Raw genomic sequence first — 17,976 nt, forward strand, 5'->3', positions numbered from 1 at the left:
CAAATGGGTAATTCAACGCGGCGCGCCAAGCTTCTCCTGACAGGCTGCCTGTCGCTGGCAATCGGCGCGACCGGCATGGCGCCGGCCTCTTTCGGGCCCCTTCTTGCTGTCAGTGAGGCGCGTGCCGCGGAAAGCCTTGTGCGTATCTCGCAGACCGGCCCCGACGCCCATCGCCGGCTGAAGCTCGGGCTCAACAAGGCCGTCGTCGTCGATCTGCCGGAGGATGCCCATGATATCCTCGTCTCCGATCCGACCATGGCCGATGCCGTGACCCGCACTTCGCGGCGCATCTACCTGTTCGGCAAGAAGGTCGGCCAGACGAATATCTTTGTCTTCGGCGCCGGCGGGCAGGAGATCGTCAATCTCGATATCGAGATCGAGCGCGATGTCTCGGGCCTTGAAACCAATCTCCGCCGTTTCATTCCCGACTCCAACATCAAGGTCGAAATCGTCTCCGACAATATTGTGCTGACCGGCACCGTTCGCACGCCGCAGGACGCGACGCAAGCGGCCGATCTGGCGCAGGTCTTCCTGAAGGGCGGCGAAGCGACGACGAGAACCGAGACGGCATCCGGCACCGGCGGCGACAGCTCGGTGGCGCTCTTCGCCGAAGGCCGCCAGACGTCGCAGGTCGTCAACCTGCTGCAGATCCAGGGTGAGGACCAGGTCACCCTCAAGGTGACGATCGCCGAGGTTCGCCGCGAGGTGCTGAAGCAGCTCGGTTTCGACAACCTCGTCTCCAATTCCTCCGGCATGACTGTCGCTCAGCTTGGCGCTCCGAGCGCCGACAGCGCCACAGCCACCGTCGGCGGCGGCCTGGCGGCGCTCTTCAAAAGCTCGATCGGCAAATACGACATTTCGACTTATCTTAACGCCCTGGAGCAGGCCAAGGTCGTCAGGACGCTTGCAGAGCCTACGTTGACGGCGATATCCGGCCAGGCGGCGACCTTCAATTCCGGCGGCCAGCAGCTGTATTCGACGACCGACAACGACGGCAACGTCACTGTCGTTCCCTTCAACTACGGTATCAACCTTGCCTTCAAACCGGTCGTGCTGTCGTCCGGGCGCATCAGCCTGGAGATCAAGACGAACGTCTCCGAGCCGGTGGCCGGCAGCGGCAACGCCACCTATCAGCGCCGTTCGGCGGAGACTTCGGTGGAACTGCCCTCGGGCGGCTCGATCGCCCTGGCCGGCCTCATCCGCGACAATGTTTCCCAGACGATGGGCGGCACGCCCGGCGTCTCCAAGATCCCGCTTCTCGGCACGCTGTTCCGCCAGAAAGGTTTCGAACGTCAGGAAACCGAACTTGTGATCATCGCGACACCCTACCTGGTGCGTCCGGTGGCGCGCAATCAGCTCAACCGGCCGGATGACAATTTCAGCCCTGAGAATGACGGTGCAACTTTCTTCCTCAACCGTGTGAACAAGGTCTATGGCCGCCGCGAGGCGCCTGTCGCCGACGCGCAGTTCCACGGCTCGATCGGGTTCATCTACAAATGAGCGGGGCACGGTCGGCAGCAATGGCACAGAACAGAGATCAGGCGATGGCCCATATCAATGCGACGACACACCGCCTCGGTTACTCCAGGGCGCTTTTTGCCGCGGCCGTCATGTCGGTGGCGATCCTGTCCGGATGCGCCGGTCCGCATGACCAGCTGACGACAGGCGGGATCCCTGACGACTACCGCGCCCGCCATCCGATCATCGTTACGGAGGCCGAGCAGACGGTGGATATACCCGTCGCCTCGACCGACCGTCGCCTGACCATCGCGCAGCGCGACCTCATCCGCGGCTTTGCTGCAAACTACATATCACGCGCCTCGGGCCTGGTTTACGTCCTGTCGCCGGAAGGTTCGCCCAATTCCGCAGCAGCCTATCAACTGCGCAACCAGGTCCGCGCCGAGCTGGCGGCGAGAGGGATCGCAAGCTCGAAAATCATCAATACGTCCTATGCCGCTGCCGGTGCCGGCGATGCGGCGCCGATCCGGTTGAGCTTTACCGGCACGACCGCGGTCACGACGCAATGCGGCCAATGGCCGAAGGATATCTCCAACGATTTCGCCAACCAGAACTACTATAACTTCGGCTGCGCCTCTCAGAACAACCTTGCCGCCCAGATCGCCAATCCGGAGGACCTGGTGGCGCCCCGCGGCATGACGCCGATCGATGCACAGCGGCGCAACAACGCCATCCAAGAATACCGGACGACGTCGACGACGATCGAAGATGCCAGCGATAGCGGATTCTGAGGCGGAACGGGACGATGAGCGCAATCGAATACGAAATCAGGAACCCCAGCGAACTTCGCCACGCCGAAGAGGCCGTGCGGATGGCGGATCTGGAAAATATGCGGCCGTTGCCGCGCATCTCGGTTCACGCTTTTTGCGAAAGCGAGGCCCTGCAGCATGTCATGGAACGCTGCGCCAATGATCGGCGCATGGCGAAGGTGAGCATGCGCATCACCAGCGGCGGCATAGCCGCTGCCGCCAACATGTTTGCCGGCGCTCCGACGCCGAACCTGATCATCCTCGAGACCAAAGCCAATTCCGGAAGCCTGCTGGGCGAACTTGCGCCGCTCGCCGCCGTCTGCGATCCGACGACCAAGGTCGTGATCGTCGGCTACTACAATGATATTGGGCTCTATCGCGAACTCATCCGCAACGGCATTTCCGAATATATGGTTCAGCCGGTTGCCATGCCCGACATTCTGGCGGCAATGGCCTCGATCTTCGTCGATCCGGAAGCCGAGCCGCTCGGCCGCAGCATAGCCTTCATCGGCTCGAAAGGCGGCACCGGCGCCTCGACCGTTGCGCATAATTGCGCCTTTGGTATTTCCAATCTTTTCTCCACCGAGACGATCCTCGCCGATCTCGACCTGCCCTATGGCACGGCCAATATCGACTTCGATCAGGATCCGGCACAGGGCATAGCCGAAGCGGTCTTTGCGCCCGATCGGCTCGACGAGGTCTTCCTCGACCGCCTGCTGACGAAATGCTCAGAACACCTTTCCCTGCTTGCCGCACCCTCGCTGCTCGACCGCGCCTATGATTTCGATGGCCAGGCTTTCCAGCCGGTGCTCGATGTCCTGCAGCGCAGCGCGCCCGTCACCGTGCTCGACGTTCCGCACGCGTGGTCGGAGTGGACGCGCACGGTTTTGGCGAGTGTCGACGAGGTGGTCATCACCGCGGTTCCCGACCTTGCCAACCTGCGCAACACCAAAAACATGCTGGACGCGCTGCGCAAGATGCGGCCGAATGACAAGCCGCCGCATCTGATCCTCAATCAGGTCGGCATGCCGAAACGTCCGGAGATATCGCCGTCGGATTTCTGTGAGCCGCTGGAGATCGATCCGATCGCGATCATTCCCTTTGACATCAATCTCTTCGGCAACGCCGCCAACAGCGGCCGGATGATCTCGGAAGTCGATCCGAAGTCGCCGACGGCCGAAACCTTTTCGCAGATATCGCACATCGTCACCGGCCGGGTCGCCATCAAGAAGGCGAAGAAGGGCGGCCTGCTCGGCCTCCTGAAGCGGAAGTAGATGTAGAATGAAGAGATCGGATTAAGCGGCATGTTTGGAAAACGCGGAAACGAAGGTTTCGGAAAGGCCGGAGGCGCAATAGCTCCTCCGCCGCCGCCGGCCCCGGCCGCCGCCCCCGTGGCTTCTTCTCCTGCCGTCCTCGTCGAACCCCAGCGCGAACCCTTGCGCCAGCAGATGACGCCGCCCCCGACTCAGGCGCCGCAGCGCAAGCGGCCCGTTCGCACCGACGAATATTATGATACCAAACAGCAGGTATTTTCCGCGCTGATCGACACGATCGATCTCTCGCAGCTTTCCAAGCTCGATGGCGAAAGCGCGCGCGAGGAAATCCGCGACATCGTCAACGACATCATCACCATCAAGAATTTCGCGATGTCGATCTCCGAGCAGGAAGAACTGCTCGAGGATATCTGCAATGACGTTCTGGGCTACGGTCCGCTGGAGCCCTTGCTGGCGCGCGACGACATCGCCGACATCATGGTCAACGGCGCCGGCCAGACCTTCATCGAAGTTGGCGGCAAGACGATCGAATCGGAAATCCGCTTCCGCGATAATGCGCAGCTTCTGTCCATCTGCCAGCGCATTGTCAGCCAGGTCGGCCGTCGCGTCGATGAATCGAGCCCGATCTGCGATGCGCGCCTGCCCGATGGCTCGCGCGTCAACGTCATCGCGCCGCCGCTGTCGATCGACGGGCCGGCGCTCACCATCCGCAAGTTCAAGAAGGACAAGCTGACGCTCGATCAGCTCGTCCGTTTCGGCGCGATCACGCCGGAAGGCGCGACCGTGCTGCAGATCATCGGGCGCGTGCGCTGCAACGTCATCATCTCGGGCGGCACGGGCTCCGGTAAAACGACCCTCCTGAACTGCCTTACCAACTATATCGACCGGGATGAGCGCGTCATCACCTGCGAGGACACGGCCGAACTGCAGCTGCAGCAGCCGCATGTCGTGCGTTTGGAAACGCGTCCGCCGAATATCGAAGGCGAGGGCGAGATCACCATGCGCGATCTGGTCAAGAACTGCCTGCGCATGCGTCCCGAACGCATCATCGTCGGCGAAGTGCGCGGACCTGAAGTCTTCGACCTCTTGCAGGCGATGAACACCGGTCATGACGGCTCGATGGGCACGATCCACGCCAACACGCCGCGCGAATGCCTGAGCCGTATCGAATCGATGATCGCGATGGGCGGCTTCACGCTGCCGGCAAAGACGGTCCGCGAGATCATCTCCACCTCCGTCGACGTCATCATCCAGGCGGCACGCCTGCGCGACGGTTCGCGTCGCATCACACAGATTACCGAGGTGATCGGCATGGAAGGCGACGTCATCATCACCCAGGATCTGATGCGCTACGAGATCGAGGGCGAGGATGCGGGCGGCCGACTGATCGGCCGGCACATGTCGACCGGCGTCGGCAAACCGCATTTCTGGGATCGGGCTCGTTACTTCAACGAGGAAAAGCGCCTGGCCGCTGCCCTCGACGCGATGGAAGCGAAATCGAAGGAATAGGGTGATGTTCGGATTCGATCCGCTAGTCCTGGCAATCGTCGTCCTCGCCGCTGTATCCGCTGCGGCGGTCGCCTATGTCCTGTTGTTTTCCCGGATCGAGGCCGACAAGAAATCGGCAAGCCGCATCAACCGTGTCAAATCGGCTGAGGTCGACCGCGCCAAGGTCAAGGCTGCCCGCGACCGGGTGCAGGAAATGTCGAAGCGGCGCAAATCGGTGCAGGATAACCTGAAGGATCTGGAAAAGCGCCAGAACGAAAAGACCAAGAAGACCTTGTCGATGAAATCGCGGCTGGTGCAGGCCGGTCTGGCGGTCACGCTGACGCAGTTCTATCTCTTCAGCGCCATCTTCGCTTCGGTGCTGCTGCTCATGGCCTTCATCATCGGCGCGTCGTGGATGGTCATGATCGGCATCGCTTTCGTGGCCGGACTCGGCCTGCCGCGTTGGGTCATCGGTTTCCTGATCAAGCGCCGCCAGAACAAGTTCCTCAACGAGTTCCCCAATGCGCTCGATGTCATCACCCGCTCGATCAAATCGGGATTGCCGCTCAACGATGCGATCCGCCTTATCGCGACCGAAGGCACTGAGCCGGTGAAGAGCGAATTCCGCCGGGTGATCGAAGCCCAGCAAGTTGGCCTCAGCATTCCCGACGCCTGCGCCCGCATGACGCTCCAGATGCCGCTCCAGGAAGTCAACTTCTTCGCGATCGTCATCGCTATCCAGTCGCAGGCCGGCGGCAATCTCTCCGAGGCGATCGGCAACCTGTCAAAGGTGCTGCGCGAGCGCAGGAAGATGAAGGCCAAGGTCTCGGCGCTGTCGATGGAAGCCAAGGCGTCCGCCGTCATCATCGGTGCTCTGCCGTTCATCGTCGCGACCCTGGTTTACCTCACCTCGCCGAACTACATGATCGTCCTTTTCACCGATCCGCGCGGCCATTTCATCATGGGCGCCTCGGCGGTCTGGATGTCGATCGGCATCCTCGTCATGCGCAACATGGTCAATTTCGACATCTAGCGGGAGAGAAGCACCATGTCGCAGGATCTTGCCGCAACGCTGACCAATCCGAGCATGCTGATCGCTGTTTTCGTCGCGATCGCCGTCTTCGCGACTCTCTACACGATCGCCATCCCCTTCTTCGAGCGCGGCGATCTCAGCAAGCGCATGAAAGCTGTCTCGACCGAACGCGAGCAGATCCGCGCCCGCGAACGCGCCCGCATGAACACCGAACCGGGCGCCGGCAAGGCTTCGCTCAGAAATCAGAACAACCGGTCGGTCCGCCAGATTGTCGAACGCTTCAATCTGCGTAAGGCGCTTGTCGACGAAAACACGGTCAACAAGCTGCGTGCCGCGGGTTTTCGCTCGGAAAATGCGCTGAATACCTTTCTCGTCGCGCGCTTCCTGCTGCCATTTCTCTTCCTCGCGCTCGCCGCCTTCTGGGTCTTCGGTCTCGGCGGCCTTGCGGAGCGCGGCATGCCGATGCGAATGCTCGCCGTCATCGGCATCGCCTATCTCGGCTTTTATGCGCCGAATATCTATATCTCCAACCGCATGAGCAAGCGTCAGCACTCGATCAAGCGCGCCTGGCCGGATGCGCTGGACCTGATGCTGATCTGCGTCGAATCCGGCATCTCGATGGAGGCGGCGATGCGTCGCGTGTCGGAGGAGCTCGGCGAGCAGTCGCCGCCGCTTGCCGAGGAGATGGTGTTGACCACCGCCGAACTCTCCTTCCTGCCGGATCGTCGCGTGGCGCTCGATAATCTCGCCGCGCGCACACAGCTCGAGCTGGTGCGTTCGGTGACCCAGGCGCTGATCCAGGCGGACCGCTATGGCACGCCGGTTGCGCAGGCTCTGCGCGTTCTCGCCCAGGAAGGACGCGACGAGCGGATGAACGAAGCGGAAAAGAAGGCGGCCGCCCTGCCGCCGAAACTGACTGTGCCAATGATCCTGTTCTTCCTGCCGGTGCTGATCGCGGTCATTCTCGGCCCGGCCGGCATACAGGTCGCGGATAGGTTCTGAACCGCAAGGGGCCACTTCGACCCGCGTGACCGGCGCTGGCATAGCTGGTAAACGGGATGGTGTCGGGAGCACGGAAGTGACCGTCCCAGCGCAATCCGATTCCGAAGGAGAGGTTCCGATGTCTTCCGCAGGCATTTTCATCAGCATCATGGCAGCCTTGGTCGTCGGCGCGATGAGCCCCGGCCCGAGCTTCGTCGTCGTCTCCAGGATCGCCATCTCGCGTTCGCGGCTGGATGGACTTGCGGCGGCATTCGGCATGGGCGCCGGCGGCGTCGTTTTCGCCGGTCTGGCGCTCGCCGGTCTGACAGCATTGCTGTCGCAATTCGAATGGCTCTATGTGCTGCTCAAGGTGGCGGGCGGTGCTTATCTCCTCTACATCGCCGTCAATATCTGGCGAGGCGCCGCAAAGCCGATCGAGCTTTCCCATGCCGTCAATGGCCATCGTGCACCCGTGCGCAGCTTCATGACCGCATTGCTGACGCAGCTCAGCAACCCGAAGACCATCATCGTCTACGCCAGCCTTTTTGCGGCGCTTCTGCCGCGGACGGTGCCGCTCGATCTTCTCGTCGCATTGCCGGTCGGCGTCTTCGCGGTGGAGGCGGGTTGGTATTCGATCGTGGCGCTCGCCTTTTCGGCCCGCCACCCGCGGCGGCTCTATCTCCATGCCAAGGGCTGGATCGACCGGGCCGCCGGTGCGGTGATGGGCGGTCTTGGTCTGCGGCTCATTCTTTCGGGCCTCAGCGTCAGGTAACTCAGGCGGAGAAGGGCTGGTCCTCCGGCAAAATGACGAGGTCAGTTGGTGTTGCTGTCACCGGCGGCGCCCGGCGCCTTGTCCTTGGCAGCGAGCTTCTGCCAGGAATTCTGCTGCGAGAGCATACCCTTGAGATAGGCCACGTTGGCATCGGCCTGCTGCGGCGAAAGCTCTCGCCGCGCGATCTGTTCGGCTTCTGCAAAACGCCCTTGCAAGCCGACGACGAGGGCAAGATTCTGCCGGACGCGGCTGTCGGCGGTCGGCTGCCCGGCGGCGGAGCGCAGATAGGTTTCGGCCGTGCGCAGATCGCCGGTCAGCACATAGGACATGCCGAGGTTGGAAAGGATGGAAGGTTCGTTCGGCTGAATGTCGAGCGCGTCGCGGTAGCGTTGCCGGGCCTCGCTCGCCCGGCCCATCTGGTCGAGGATTGCGCCTTCGGCCGAGATCAGCCTCCAGTCGGGACGATCCGGTGTCTGGGCGCGGCCGATCGTGTCGAGCGCCTGCTGGAACTGCCCGGCCGCCGCCTGCGCCTTGCCATAAGCGGCCAGCACATTGCGGTCGCCCGGATTGGCGATCGCCACCTGCTGCATGACGGCGAGCGCTTGCGCGTCGCGGCCGCTCATGCGCAGCAGGTTGGCGTAGTTGACGCCGTTGACGGGATCGCGCGGGTTTTTTTCATAGGCCTGGCCGATCCGGTCCGTCGCTGAGCGCAGCTCGGTCGCATCCATCTCTTCGACCGGCTTGGTAAGCTTCGGCACCGAGCCTGTCGTCATCCGGTCCTTGGCCGTCGTCGAGCAGCCGGCAAGAGTGAGGATGATCAGCGAAGCTGCTGCGCCCTGCAGGATACGGTTGGTGGATATGGTGATGCGCGAGGCAGGCATGTTGCGTTCCTGATTCCGAAATCGGCGCCTGACCTCGAAGCGGAACAGGGAAAGGTTTGACGCAATCTTCGCTCCAGCAATAGTCTGTTAACCCTAACAGACCGTTAAGGAGCGATTCCTGACGACCGCCGAAGGACAATCATGGCCCCCTATCAGTTCATCGAAAGACCAACTCCCTTCAACACGAAGGGCGGCTCGACGCTGCCGATCTTTGCCGTCACCCCTGCCCATATCGAGACCGGCACGATCGATCCGATTGCGCTCGATTGGGCGCGTAAGGCAGGCTACAAGGCCGAAAGCGGCTCGCTCTTGCTGATCCCGACTGCCGACGGCCAGCTCGGCGGTGCGCTTTTCGGCCTGGGGACCAACCCGTCCGAACAGCCCTACATCACCGGCAGGCTGGCCCGTGCGCTGCCCGCCGGCGACTGGCACATTGAGACCGCGCCGCTGACGGCAAATCGCCTCGCCCTCGGCTTCGGGCTCGGCAGCTACCGTTTCGATCGCTACAAATCGGAAAAGTCGTCGGCAGCGACCTTGATGATCCCCCGCGATGCCGACGGCGCCGATATCAAGCGCCAGCTCGCCGGCGTCTTTCTTGCCCGCGACCTCATCAATACGCCGACAAACGACATGGGACCGGACCAGCTCGAGGCCGCTTTCCGCGCCCTGGCCGGACATTACAAGGCGGAACTATCGGTCATCACCGGCGATGAACTGCTCACCCAAAATTTCCCGCTGGTTCACACCGTCGGCCGCGCCAGCGCCGATGCGCCGCGTCTTCTTGAGCTGCGCTGGGGCAAGAAGGGTCATCGCAAGGTAACGCTCGTCGGCAAGGGCGTCTGCTTCGATACCGGCGGTCTCGACATCAAGCCTGCCGCCTCGATGCTGCTGATGAAGAAGGATATGGGCGGCGCGGCAAATGTCATGGGACTGGCCCTGATGATCATGGACGCCAAGCTGAAGGTCGATCTGCGCGTCATCGTACCGGTCGTCGAAAACGCCATCTCCTCCAATGCCTTCCGCCCCGGTGACATTTACCGCAGCCGAAAGGGCCTGACCGTCCAGATCGACAATACTGACGCCGAAGGCCGTTTGATCCTGGCCGATGCGCTTGCCTATGCCGACGAGGAAGAGCCCGAACTTTTGATCGACATGGCGACGCTGACGGGGGCTGCCCGCGTTGCCCTCGGTCCGGATCTTCCGCCCTTCTTCACCGATGATGCCAATCTGGCCCATGACCTGACCGAAGCAAGCCTGGAGACGGATGATCCGATCTGGCGCCTGCCGCTCTATGCCGGCTACGAAAAAGATGTCCGCGCCAAATTCGCCGACCTGACGAATGCCCCGGCCGGCGGCATGGCGGGGTCGATCACCGCCGCGCTTTTCCTCAAGCGCTTCGTTAGCAAGACCAAGAGCTGGGCGCATTTCGATATTTACGGTTGGGCTCAGGCCGAACGGCCACATTCGCCAGGCGGCGGCGAGGCACAGGCGATCCGCGCGCTCTTTCACCATATCCGCACCAGCCTGCGCTGACGCCTCCTGGATAATGCTAAGGCGCATTTGCACGACTCTGTTACGCACTGCGCCTGGCGGCCGATCGTTAAAATTTTATTCACCCTGCCGGGCGGCAGTTCCCGCCACCACTTGAATGTCCACGGCAACTGCCGGAAAATGAAACGCTAGCGTAACGATTTCCGGAGGGGCCGTGCCGATCGAACTGACCGCCTCGCAGGCGCTGGGGCTCTGGCATGGCGTGGCGCTCGACCAGGTTCGTCATGACGACCGCGATTTGACATTGCGCCAGATGGCGATCCTCCTGCATATTTACCTCGTGCCGCCGCCCCACACTGTGCGCGGGCTTGCCGCCACGCTCAACGTCACCAAGCCGGTCATTACTCGCGCCTTGGATACGATGGGTGAGATGGGCCTGGTTGATCGCGTGCGCGACGATGCCGACCGTCGTAATGTGATCATCAAACGTACCGTCGGCGGTGCGCTTTACCTGGAAAAGCTCGGCGATCTCGTCCGGGATCAGGGCCGGCGGCTACCGATCTAAAAGGGCGATCTGAAAGGGACATAAATGATGATGCTCGACCGCCGCCTGCATGCCTATCGGCCGGATCTCGCGGAAGCGGGGCTCAAGGGCAAGGTGGAGGCATCGCGCTTCGTGGAAGGCGCCGCAGCGCGTGTTGCCGTTCCCGTCGTTGCCCTGCGCCCAGAGCCGGAACTTGCCCGCGGCATCGATACGGAACTGCTCCTTGGCGAGGAGGTGACCGTTTTCGATCGCGCCGACGGCTGGTGCTGGGTAAAAGCTGCCTCCGACGGCTATGTCGGCTATCTCAAGGCAGAGGCGCTCTCGCAAACCGGGCCGGCGCCAACCCACATCGTCACCGTCCAGCGCACCTTCCTCTATCCGGAGCCGGAGCTGCGCAAGCCGCACCAAGCCATTCTGTCAATGGGAAGCCGCGTTCACATCACCGGCGAGGCAGAAGTGCGCGGCAACCGCTACGTCGTGCTGCCGGACGGCACGGCAATCTTCGCCAGGCACGTGCAACCGATCGGCGCTCTCGACGGTGTCGATTATGTTGCGATCGCCGCCCGTTTCCTCGAGACGCCCTATCTCTGGGGCGGCCGATCCGGCCTTGGCATCGATTGCTCCGGCCTCATCCAGCTGGCGATGCTGATGGTGGGTAGACTGGCGCCGCGTGACACCGACATGCAGGCGGCCGGACTCGGCGAACCGATCGACCGCTCGGAGATCCGCCGCGGCGACCTGGTGTTCTGGAAAGGCCATGTCGCGATATTCGAAGATCCCCAAACCATTCTCCACGCCAACGGCCATAGCATGACGGTGGCGCGTGAGAATTTCGAGGCGGCCGTCGAGCGCATCGGCTCGCTGTACCAACGGCCGACGGGCTATCGCCGCCCGTTTGGCTAAGTGATCGGCCGCTGCGGCCAGATGCTCACGCCGCCGGTCCAATCCTCGAAAGCTTTCGATAGTCTCAGCACCCGCATGTCGTCGAAACGCGGTCCGACGATCTGCAGCCCGATCGGCATGCCCGACCGGGAGAAGCCGCAATTGATCGACGCGGCCGGCTGCTCCGACATATTCCACGGTACGGTAAAGGCGATATGTTCGAACGGTCTCGTCGGATCATTGGTCGGCGATGCCCACTCGGCCGGATAGGAGATGATGGGGTTGGTCGGCGAAAGCAGGGCGTCGACCGTGGTGAACAGCCGTCCGCAACTCCTGCGCATTTCGATCGTCTGATTGAAGCCTCTGACTGCATCGACGCCGCTAATATCGGCGCCGGCCTTCGCCCAATCTCCGATATAGGGCAGGATGCTATCGCGCCGCTCTTCGTTGAGCCCTGCGATATCGCTCCACAGGCGGGCGCGCCAGAACGTGTCGAGCCCGTCAAGCATCGCGCGCGTTAGCACCGGTTGAACGGAAATGATGGTCGCGCCGGCTTTCTCGAAACGTTTCGCTGCCGATTCGACCGCGACCCTGATCTCATCATCGACAGCAAACCCGCAGCCGGCATCGAGCATCAGGCCGATTTTCATGCCTGACATGTCAACAACGAAATCCATCCAGTCGAAATCATTGGACGGCAGGCTGGTCCCGTCGCGCCAGTCGGGCCGTGACAATGTCGCCATGGAAAAAGCGGCGTCCTCGACAGTGCGCGTCATCGGGCCGAGACAGCGCCCGACATAATAGGGATCGGCCGGAATGCGCCCGTGGCTCGGCTTGAAGCCGAAGATGCCGGTCCAACCGGCAGGAAGCCGCACCGAACCGCCGATATCCGTGCCGATGTGCAGCGGCCCGTAACCGGCCGCCGCCGCGGCCGCGGCGCCGGCGCTCGATCCGCCGGGATTCTGCGTCACGTCCCAGGGATTGCGACTGAGAGGGTGGAAGCTCGACAGGCCGGAGGAGAGCATGCCGTAATCCGGGCAGGTGGTTTTGGCGAAGATCACCGCGCCATCCTCGCGCAACCGCGCGGCAGCCGGCGCGTCAGCCTCCGCCGGCTTCAGCTCCATCGCCTTCGTGCCGAGGGGCACCGGCTGGCCCTTCGTCGCGATCAGTTCTTTCAGCGTTGCCGGGATGCCGTCGAGCGTGCCGAGCGCTCGTCCCTTCGCCCAGCGCTCCGTCGAAGCTTTCGCCTGCACGCGCGCGGCCTCCGGGTCGTAGAGGTAGAGTGCTGAGATCGACGGCTCCCAGGCGGCGATATGGTCTTCGAGGGAGAGCCAGTATTCGAGCGGCGAGAGGCTCTTATCGGCGAAGCGTCGCCTGAGTTCACGGATGGTAAGGTCGGTTTCGGCCATCAGCGGCTCGCCTCGCGTGGATCGAGGAGATCGCGCAAGCCGTCGCCGAGCATGTTGAAGCCGAGCACGGTGAGCGCGATGGCAAGGCCGGGCAGGACCGCCAGCCAGGGGGCCAACGCCAGGTAGGTTTGCGCATCCGCAAGCATTCGGCCCCATGTCGGCGCCGGCGGCGCCATGCCGAGCCCGAGAAAGCTGAGGCCGGCCTCGGTCAGGATCGCCAGTCCGAGCTGGATTGTCCCATGCACGATGATCTGGCTGATGATGTTCGGCAGCACATGGCGCAGCGAAATGGTCAGGCGCGTATTGCCGATCGCGCGTGCCGCCGTCACATAATCGCGGCTCCAGGCCTGCAGCGAGGTTGCCAGCGTCACCCGTGCAAAGACCGGAATCATGAAGACGGCGATCGCCGTGATTGCGGTGAACCGCCCCGGCCCGAGAAAGGCGCCGAGCACCATGGCCGACAGGATCGGCGGCAAGGCGAAGATGACGTCGCAGATGCGCATCAGCAGCGCTTCGGCTGGACCGCGGATCGCCGCTGCGGAAATGCCTGATATCGAGCCGAGCGTCCCGCCGATCGCAACCGCGGTGATGGCGATCGACAGGGAGTTCCAGCATCCGGCCATCAGCATCGATGCCACGTCGCGGCCGAACTGATCCGTGCCGAGCAAGCCGAAGGCAAGCGGCGGCTGCAGTTTATGGATGATCTGCATCTTCGCCGGCGGCAGCGGCGTCCAGACGAGCGATAGCAGCGCAACGGCGACCAGCAAGCCAATGATGACAGTGCCCGCGATGAGGTTCATTCGCCGGCTAACTCTGGCAGTTCTTCGGCGGCAGGCGATGGCGGGGGATACGATCTGGGCCATCTTTCAGACCGCCTTTCTCATCCTGGGGTCGATCGCCAGATAGGAGAGATCGACGACGAAATTCACCACGATGACCAAGCCTGCGAAGAACAGCACGACATCCTGCATGACGATGACGTCGCGCTGGGAGAGTGCCTGAAGCGCAAGCCGCCCGAGCCCCGGCAGGTTGAAGACGTTTTCCACCAGCACCGCGCCCGCGACCAGAAAGGTGAATTGCAGCCCGATCATCGTCAGAATCGGGATCAGCGCATTCGGCACGATATGCCGCCACAGCACCGCACTGCTCGACAGCCCCTTGGCCACCGCGGTGCGGGCAAAATCCTCATGCATCGCCTCGAGCACCGCCGAACGTGCGACGCGCGTCAACACCCCCGCCTGCGGCATCGCCAGCGCGACGGTCGGCATGACGAGCGCCTGCAATGCCGGCAGAAACCCCTCGTGCCAGCCAGGAAAGCCGCCCGCCGGCATCAGTCCGAGCAGCGTCGAAAACAGGATGATCATGAGCAGCGCCACCCAGAAGGCGGGCACGGCGATGCTGATCTGCGAAAAGAGCGTTGCGATGATGGCGAAGACACCGCCGCGGCGCGAAGCCGCCAGCGCGCCGAGCGGTAGGGCAATCGCCACCGACAGCACGATTGCCATCAGCGCCAGCGGCAGCGTCACCGCCAGCCGCTCGACGATCAATCCGGCGACCGGGACGCCGTAGGTGTAGGATTGGCCGAGATTGCCCGACAGCACGCCGGCGAGCCATTGGCTGTAACGCAGGATGAGCGGCTGGTCGAGGCCGAGCTCGTGGCGCAACGCCGCCAGCGTTTCCGGACTTGCCGAGGTGCCGAGCATGATCGAGGCGGGGTCGCCCGGCAGAAGATCCATGGCCGCGAAGATCAGCAGCGAGACGATGAGAAGTGTTAGGAACAGGCCGGCGAAGCGGCGGGCGAGGAGGGTGATCATATGGGGTCGAGAGCGGCTGCGGCGGGACGCGGCACGCCCCTTTTGCCCTCACGCGGAGCACCAGACGCGCCGGCGGCGAGTTTGGCGAGAACGCCAACCTCACTTTCCGTCCCCGACCTTGAGCCTGGGATCCATGCCACTGCTGTTGATGGATGTGGTGTGGATGCTCGGGTCAAGCCCGAGCATGACGGAGCGTGAGGCTGGCGGGAGGAGGCAATCAGCGAGCAGATGCCCATGCCAGGAATACCATACGTCAACAAAACCAAACAATGCCGGCCCGGACTGAACTGGCCTGGTGAGGGAGGGTGAGGGCTGCGTGCCATATCGGCCAAATGTATATCGGATCTCTCCAAGGCCATCACCTCATCGCACCCCTACCGAGCCTACCGCTCACTCGTCCCAGGAAACACCGGAAAGCACATTGGAGGGAATCGGCTCGTTCTCCCATAGCCCCTTCAACTTCCTGTCCCAGACACCGAGTTTCGGCATGACGAAAAGGTAGAGCGCCGGCACGTCTTCGGCCAGAATCTTCTGCGCCTCGCCATAGATTGCATTCTGCGCGGCAGGATCGGCGGTCTCCTGGACCTTCTTCATCAGCGCGTCGAAGGCCGGGTTCCTGTAATTGAAATAATAAGGATCGCGCGCATAGATGTCGATGTCGAGCGGTTCGGCATGGGCGACGATCGTCATGTCGAAATTGCGATCCTTCATCACGTCCTGAACCCATTTCGCCGGAAATTCCGTCGGCTCGATGTTCATCGTCACGCCGATCTCGGCAAACATCGCCTGCATCACTTGGGCGCTGCGCGGCGCATAGGCCATCTGCGGCGATTTGATCGTGAAGGTGAAGCCGTTGGCGTAGCCGGCCTCAGTAAGCAGCGCCTTTGCCTTTTCGACATCATAGGGCAGCACGCCGGTCATGTCCTTATAGCCCGGATCGTTCGGCGTGTAGTGGCTGCCGATCGGCGTGCCGAGGCCGGACCACGCCCCGTCGATCACCGTCTGGCGGTCGATCGCCATCATCAGCGCCTGGCGGACGCGCTTGTCGTCGAAGGGCTTCTTCGCATTGTTCATGCCGGCGACGACCTTGAGTTCGGTATTGCCGACCTTGGTGATGAGTCTGGTATCGCCGTCGAAGGAACTCATCAGCTCAGGCGCGGCAAATTCCGGAAAGGCGTCGAGATCGCCGGATTTCAGCGCGGCCGCCTGCGCCTGCGGATCGGCGATGAAGCGGAAGGTCACCTTCTCGAGCTTGGCAACCGCATCCTTGTTCCAGTAGTCGCCATTCCTGACGAGTTCGACCCTGTCGCCCTTCGTCCAGCTGGCGAATTTGAAGGGACCGGTGCCGATCGGCGTCACTTTGTCGTTGTCGGCCGTCTTCGCGGCGACCATGACGGATGCCGGCCAGCCGAGCCAGTAGATCAGGCTGCCGGTCGGCGCCGAGAGATGCAGCACCAGCGTTTCTGCGTCTGGCGTCTCTATCGAGGCGATCGAGGTGAAGAAGCGCTTCTGCGGGTTTACCGAATCCGCCCCGCGGGCGCGGTCCAGCGAAAACTTGGCGGCAGCGGCATCGAATGCTTCGCCGTCATGAAATTTGACGCCGGTCCGCAGCTTGAACGTATAGATCAGGCCATCGGCCGAGATTTCCCAGCTTTTCGCCAGCTGCGGCTGGACCTTGCCGGTCTGATCAATCGTCACCAGCCCCTCGAACACATTCTGCCAGGTGACCTGGCCGATCGCAACCGGTGCGGCGATCGTCGGGTCGAGGCCGGTTGGTTCGACGCTCATGCCGAGATTGAGGGCGGTCTTGGCCGCTTCAGCCGGTGTCATTGCCGTCACTACGAGACCGGCCGACAACGCAGCACCGAGGGAAAGCCGCTTGATGAAGCACCCCGAAGACGCAAACGAAACCTTGTTCATCATATCCCCCGGCACATGATTCGGTTCTCACCAGCTCGTCGAAAATACATCAGCGCCAGGATCTGCATTCACGTGTCTCCGCCATTCTATCAGGTTGCGACCCTATTCAATCAATGGCGTTCAGCATAGCGGTCTCGCCATGCTATTTGTCCGCCTTCGGCTGGAAGGGCGCTTGCCATATAGACGCCGCGCGCGATTGCCCGCGCCATCACGATCGTGGCGAGGTGGCAAAGTTCCACCAGGCTTGCCATGTCGTTTCTGGAATGTCTGGCGGTCGAAGCGGCAAAGACGGTATCGCCGTCGAGCGGCAGATGTGCCGGCAGCAGCGCCCGGGCAAGGCCGTCATGACCGGCAAGTGAAAGCCGATGCGCTTCCGCCTTCGTCAGCTGCGCGTCGGTCACGACAGCGCCGATCGTCGTTGCCGGCGTGCTCATTCCCTTGAGCCGCATTCGGTGATCGGTCGTCGCAGGCATGCCGAGCCCGCCGAACTCGCCGTCTTTCTCGAAGGGTGCCGCCCAGAAATGCGGCCCGTCGGCGATCGTTGCCGAACCGAGCGCATTGACGGCGACGATCGCACCGATGCGGTGACCGGCGCTGCTGACCGCACTGGCCGAGCCGAGCCCGCCCTTGAAAGTGGCCGTCGTCGCCCCTGTGCCGGCGCCGGCGGTGCCGAGCGCAAATTCACCCTTGGTCGCGGCCTTCAGTGCCGCATAGCCCATCTCACGATAGGGTGAGTGAAGGCCCCAATCCTTGTCGCCCCCGTTCAGCAGGTCCATCAGGATCGCTTGCGGTACGATCGGAATCCTGACTGGCCCGACTGAAAAGCCGCGGCCGGCTTCGCGCAAGCCCGCCTGCACGCCGCCGGCCGCATCGAGCCCGAAGGCCGAGCCGCCCGAGAGTACGAAGGCATCGACGGCACTGACGGTCATCGACGGGTCGAGCAGGCCGGTGTCACGTCCGCCCGGCGCGCCGCCGAGCACCGCGCCGGAGGCAACCGCCGGCTCGTCGAAGACGATGACCGTGACGCCGGATCCCAGCACGAGGTCGGTCGCATGGCCGACGGAAACGCCTTTGATGTCGGTGAGCAGATTGAGAAGATCGGGCAAGGGCTGATCCTGGTGGCGCTGATACAGCCGATAGGACTGCAATTGCCCTCAAAAAACAAGACCGGCCCTTTTGGCAGGACCGGTCACATCGGAAAAGCCGCGAAAGTCGGTAGC

At 62.8% G+C, this 17,976-nt stretch carries 16 protein-coding genes; 10 read left to right on the forward strand and 6 right to left on the reverse strand.

The annotated features are described in order from the left end of the window. Positions 1–3: 3 nt before the first annotated feature. From NXC14_RS01075 to NXC14_RS01105, 7 genes are all read left to right on the forward strand, one after another. Positions 4–1,500 carry a type II and III secretion system protein family protein gene (locus NXC14_RS01075; RefSeq protein WP_085776590.1) on the forward strand — a complete coding sequence of 499 codons (1,497 nt, stop codon included), beginning with the start codon at positions 4–6 and terminating at the stop codon, positions 1,498–1,500. Next, positions 1,497–2,249 carry a CpaD family pilus assembly lipoprotein gene (locus tag NXC14_RS01080; protein ID WP_085776591.1) on the forward strand — a complete coding sequence of 251 codons (753 nt, stop codon included), beginning with the start codon at positions 1,497–1,499 and terminating at the stop codon, positions 2,247–2,249. Before NXC14_RS01075 ends, NXC14_RS01080 begins: the two co-directional genes overlap by 4 nt. Before the next feature lie 14 nt (positions 2,250–2,263). After that, positions 2,264–3,541 carry a CpaE family protein gene (locus NXC14_RS01085; protein WP_085776592.1) on the forward strand — a complete coding sequence of 426 codons (1,278 nt, stop codon included), beginning with the start codon at positions 2,264–2,266 and terminating at the stop codon, positions 3,539–3,541. Positions 3,542–3,571: 30 nt separating this feature from the next. Next, positions 3,572–5,050, forward strand: coding sequence for a CpaF family protein (locus NXC14_RS01090; protein ID WP_085776593.1), 1,479 nt, complete (start codon positions 3,572–3,574; stop codon positions 5,048–5,050). A 4-nt stretch (positions 5,051–5,054) separates the two neighbouring features. Further along, positions 5,055–6,062, forward strand: coding sequence for a type II secretion system F family protein (locus NXC14_RS01095; protein ID WP_085776594.1), 1,008 nt, complete (start codon positions 5,055–5,057; stop codon positions 6,060–6,062). 15 nt (positions 6,063–6,077) lie between these two features. Then, positions 6,078–7,064 carry a type II secretion system F family protein gene (locus tag NXC14_RS01100; RefSeq protein ID WP_085776595.1) on the forward strand — a complete coding sequence of 329 codons (987 nt, stop codon included), beginning with the start codon at positions 6,078–6,080 and terminating at the stop codon, positions 7,062–7,064. Positions 7,065–7,182: 118 nt separating this feature from the next. Beyond that, complete coding sequence (locus NXC14_RS01105; RefSeq protein ID WP_085776596.1) at positions 7,183–7,815, forward strand: LysE family translocator; 633 nt, start codon at positions 7,183–7,185, stop codon at positions 7,813–7,815. 41 nt (positions 7,816–7,856) lie between these two features. Here the strand turns inward: NXC14_RS01105 and NXC14_RS01110 are convergent, their stop codons facing one another. Further along, positions 7,857–8,696 carry a tetratricopeptide repeat protein gene (locus NXC14_RS01110; RefSeq protein ID WP_085776597.1) on the reverse strand — a complete coding sequence of 280 codons (840 nt, stop codon included), beginning with the start codon at positions 8,694–8,696 and terminating at the stop codon, positions 7,857–7,859. 141 nt (positions 8,697–8,837) lie between these two features. Between NXC14_RS01110 and NXC14_RS01115 the strand changes: the two genes are divergently transcribed. The 3 genes from NXC14_RS01115 to NXC14_RS01125 all read left to right on the forward strand — a co-directional run bounded on the left by NXC14_RS01115 (position 8,838) and on the right by NXC14_RS01125 (position 11,634). Then, complete coding sequence (locus tag NXC14_RS01115) at positions 8,838–10,229, forward strand: M17 family metallopeptidase (protein ID WP_085776598.1); 1,392 nt, start codon at positions 8,838–8,840, stop codon at positions 10,227–10,229. A 172-nt stretch (positions 10,230–10,401) separates the two neighbouring features. Beyond that, entirely contained in the window at positions 10,402–10,752 is a 351-nt protein-coding gene (locus NXC14_RS01120) for a MarR family winged helix-turn-helix transcriptional regulator (RefSeq protein ID WP_011423607.1), read from the forward strand. Positions 10,753–10,776: 24 nt separating this feature from the next. Then, positions 10,777–11,634 carry an NlpC/P60 family protein gene (locus NXC14_RS01125; RefSeq protein ID WP_085776599.1) on the forward strand — a complete coding sequence of 286 codons (858 nt, stop codon included), beginning with the start codon at positions 10,777–10,779 and terminating at the stop codon, positions 11,632–11,634. Here the strand turns inward: NXC14_RS01125 and NXC14_RS01130 are convergent. The 5 genes from NXC14_RS01130 to NXC14_RS01150 form a co-directional block, all read right to left on the reverse strand. Then, positions 11,631–13,022, reverse strand: a complete 1,392-nt coding sequence (locus NXC14_RS01130; RefSeq protein WP_085776600.1) for an amidase — start codon at positions 13,020–13,022, stop codon at positions 11,631–11,633. The genes NXC14_RS01125 and NXC14_RS01130 overlap by 4 nt on opposite strands. Beyond that, positions 13,022–13,885 carry an ABC transporter permease gene (locus NXC14_RS01135; protein WP_085776601.1) on the reverse strand — a complete coding sequence of 288 codons (864 nt, stop codon included), beginning with the start codon at positions 13,883–13,885 and terminating at the stop codon, positions 13,022–13,024. The genes NXC14_RS01130 and NXC14_RS01135 overlap by 1 nt, the downstream gene beginning before the upstream one ends. Before the next feature lie 3 nt (positions 13,886–13,888). After that, entirely contained in the window at positions 13,889–14,836 is a 948-nt protein-coding gene (locus NXC14_RS01140) for an ABC transporter permease (RefSeq protein WP_085776602.1), read from the reverse strand. Between the two features lie 390 nt (positions 14,837–15,226). Further along, the gene (locus NXC14_RS01145) at positions 15,227–16,759 is read right to left on the reverse strand and encodes an ABC transporter substrate-binding protein (RefSeq protein WP_085776603.1); all 1,533 of its coding nucleotides are present in this window, start codon (positions 16,757–16,759) and stop codon (positions 15,227–15,229) included. A 107-nt stretch (positions 16,760–16,866) separates the two neighbouring features. Further along, positions 16,867–17,862: a P1 family peptidase gene (locus tag NXC14_RS01150; protein WP_085779922.1), complete on the reverse strand. Its 996-nt coding sequence runs from the start codon at positions 17,860–17,862 to the stop codon at positions 16,867–16,869. Between the last annotated feature and the right edge of the window lie 114 nt (positions 17,863–17,976).

Origin of the sequence: Rhizobium sp. NXC14 (assembly GCF_002117485.1) — a bacterium.
Taxonomy (GTDB): Bacteria; Pseudomonadota; Alphaproteobacteria; order Rhizobiales; family Rhizobiaceae; genus Rhizobium.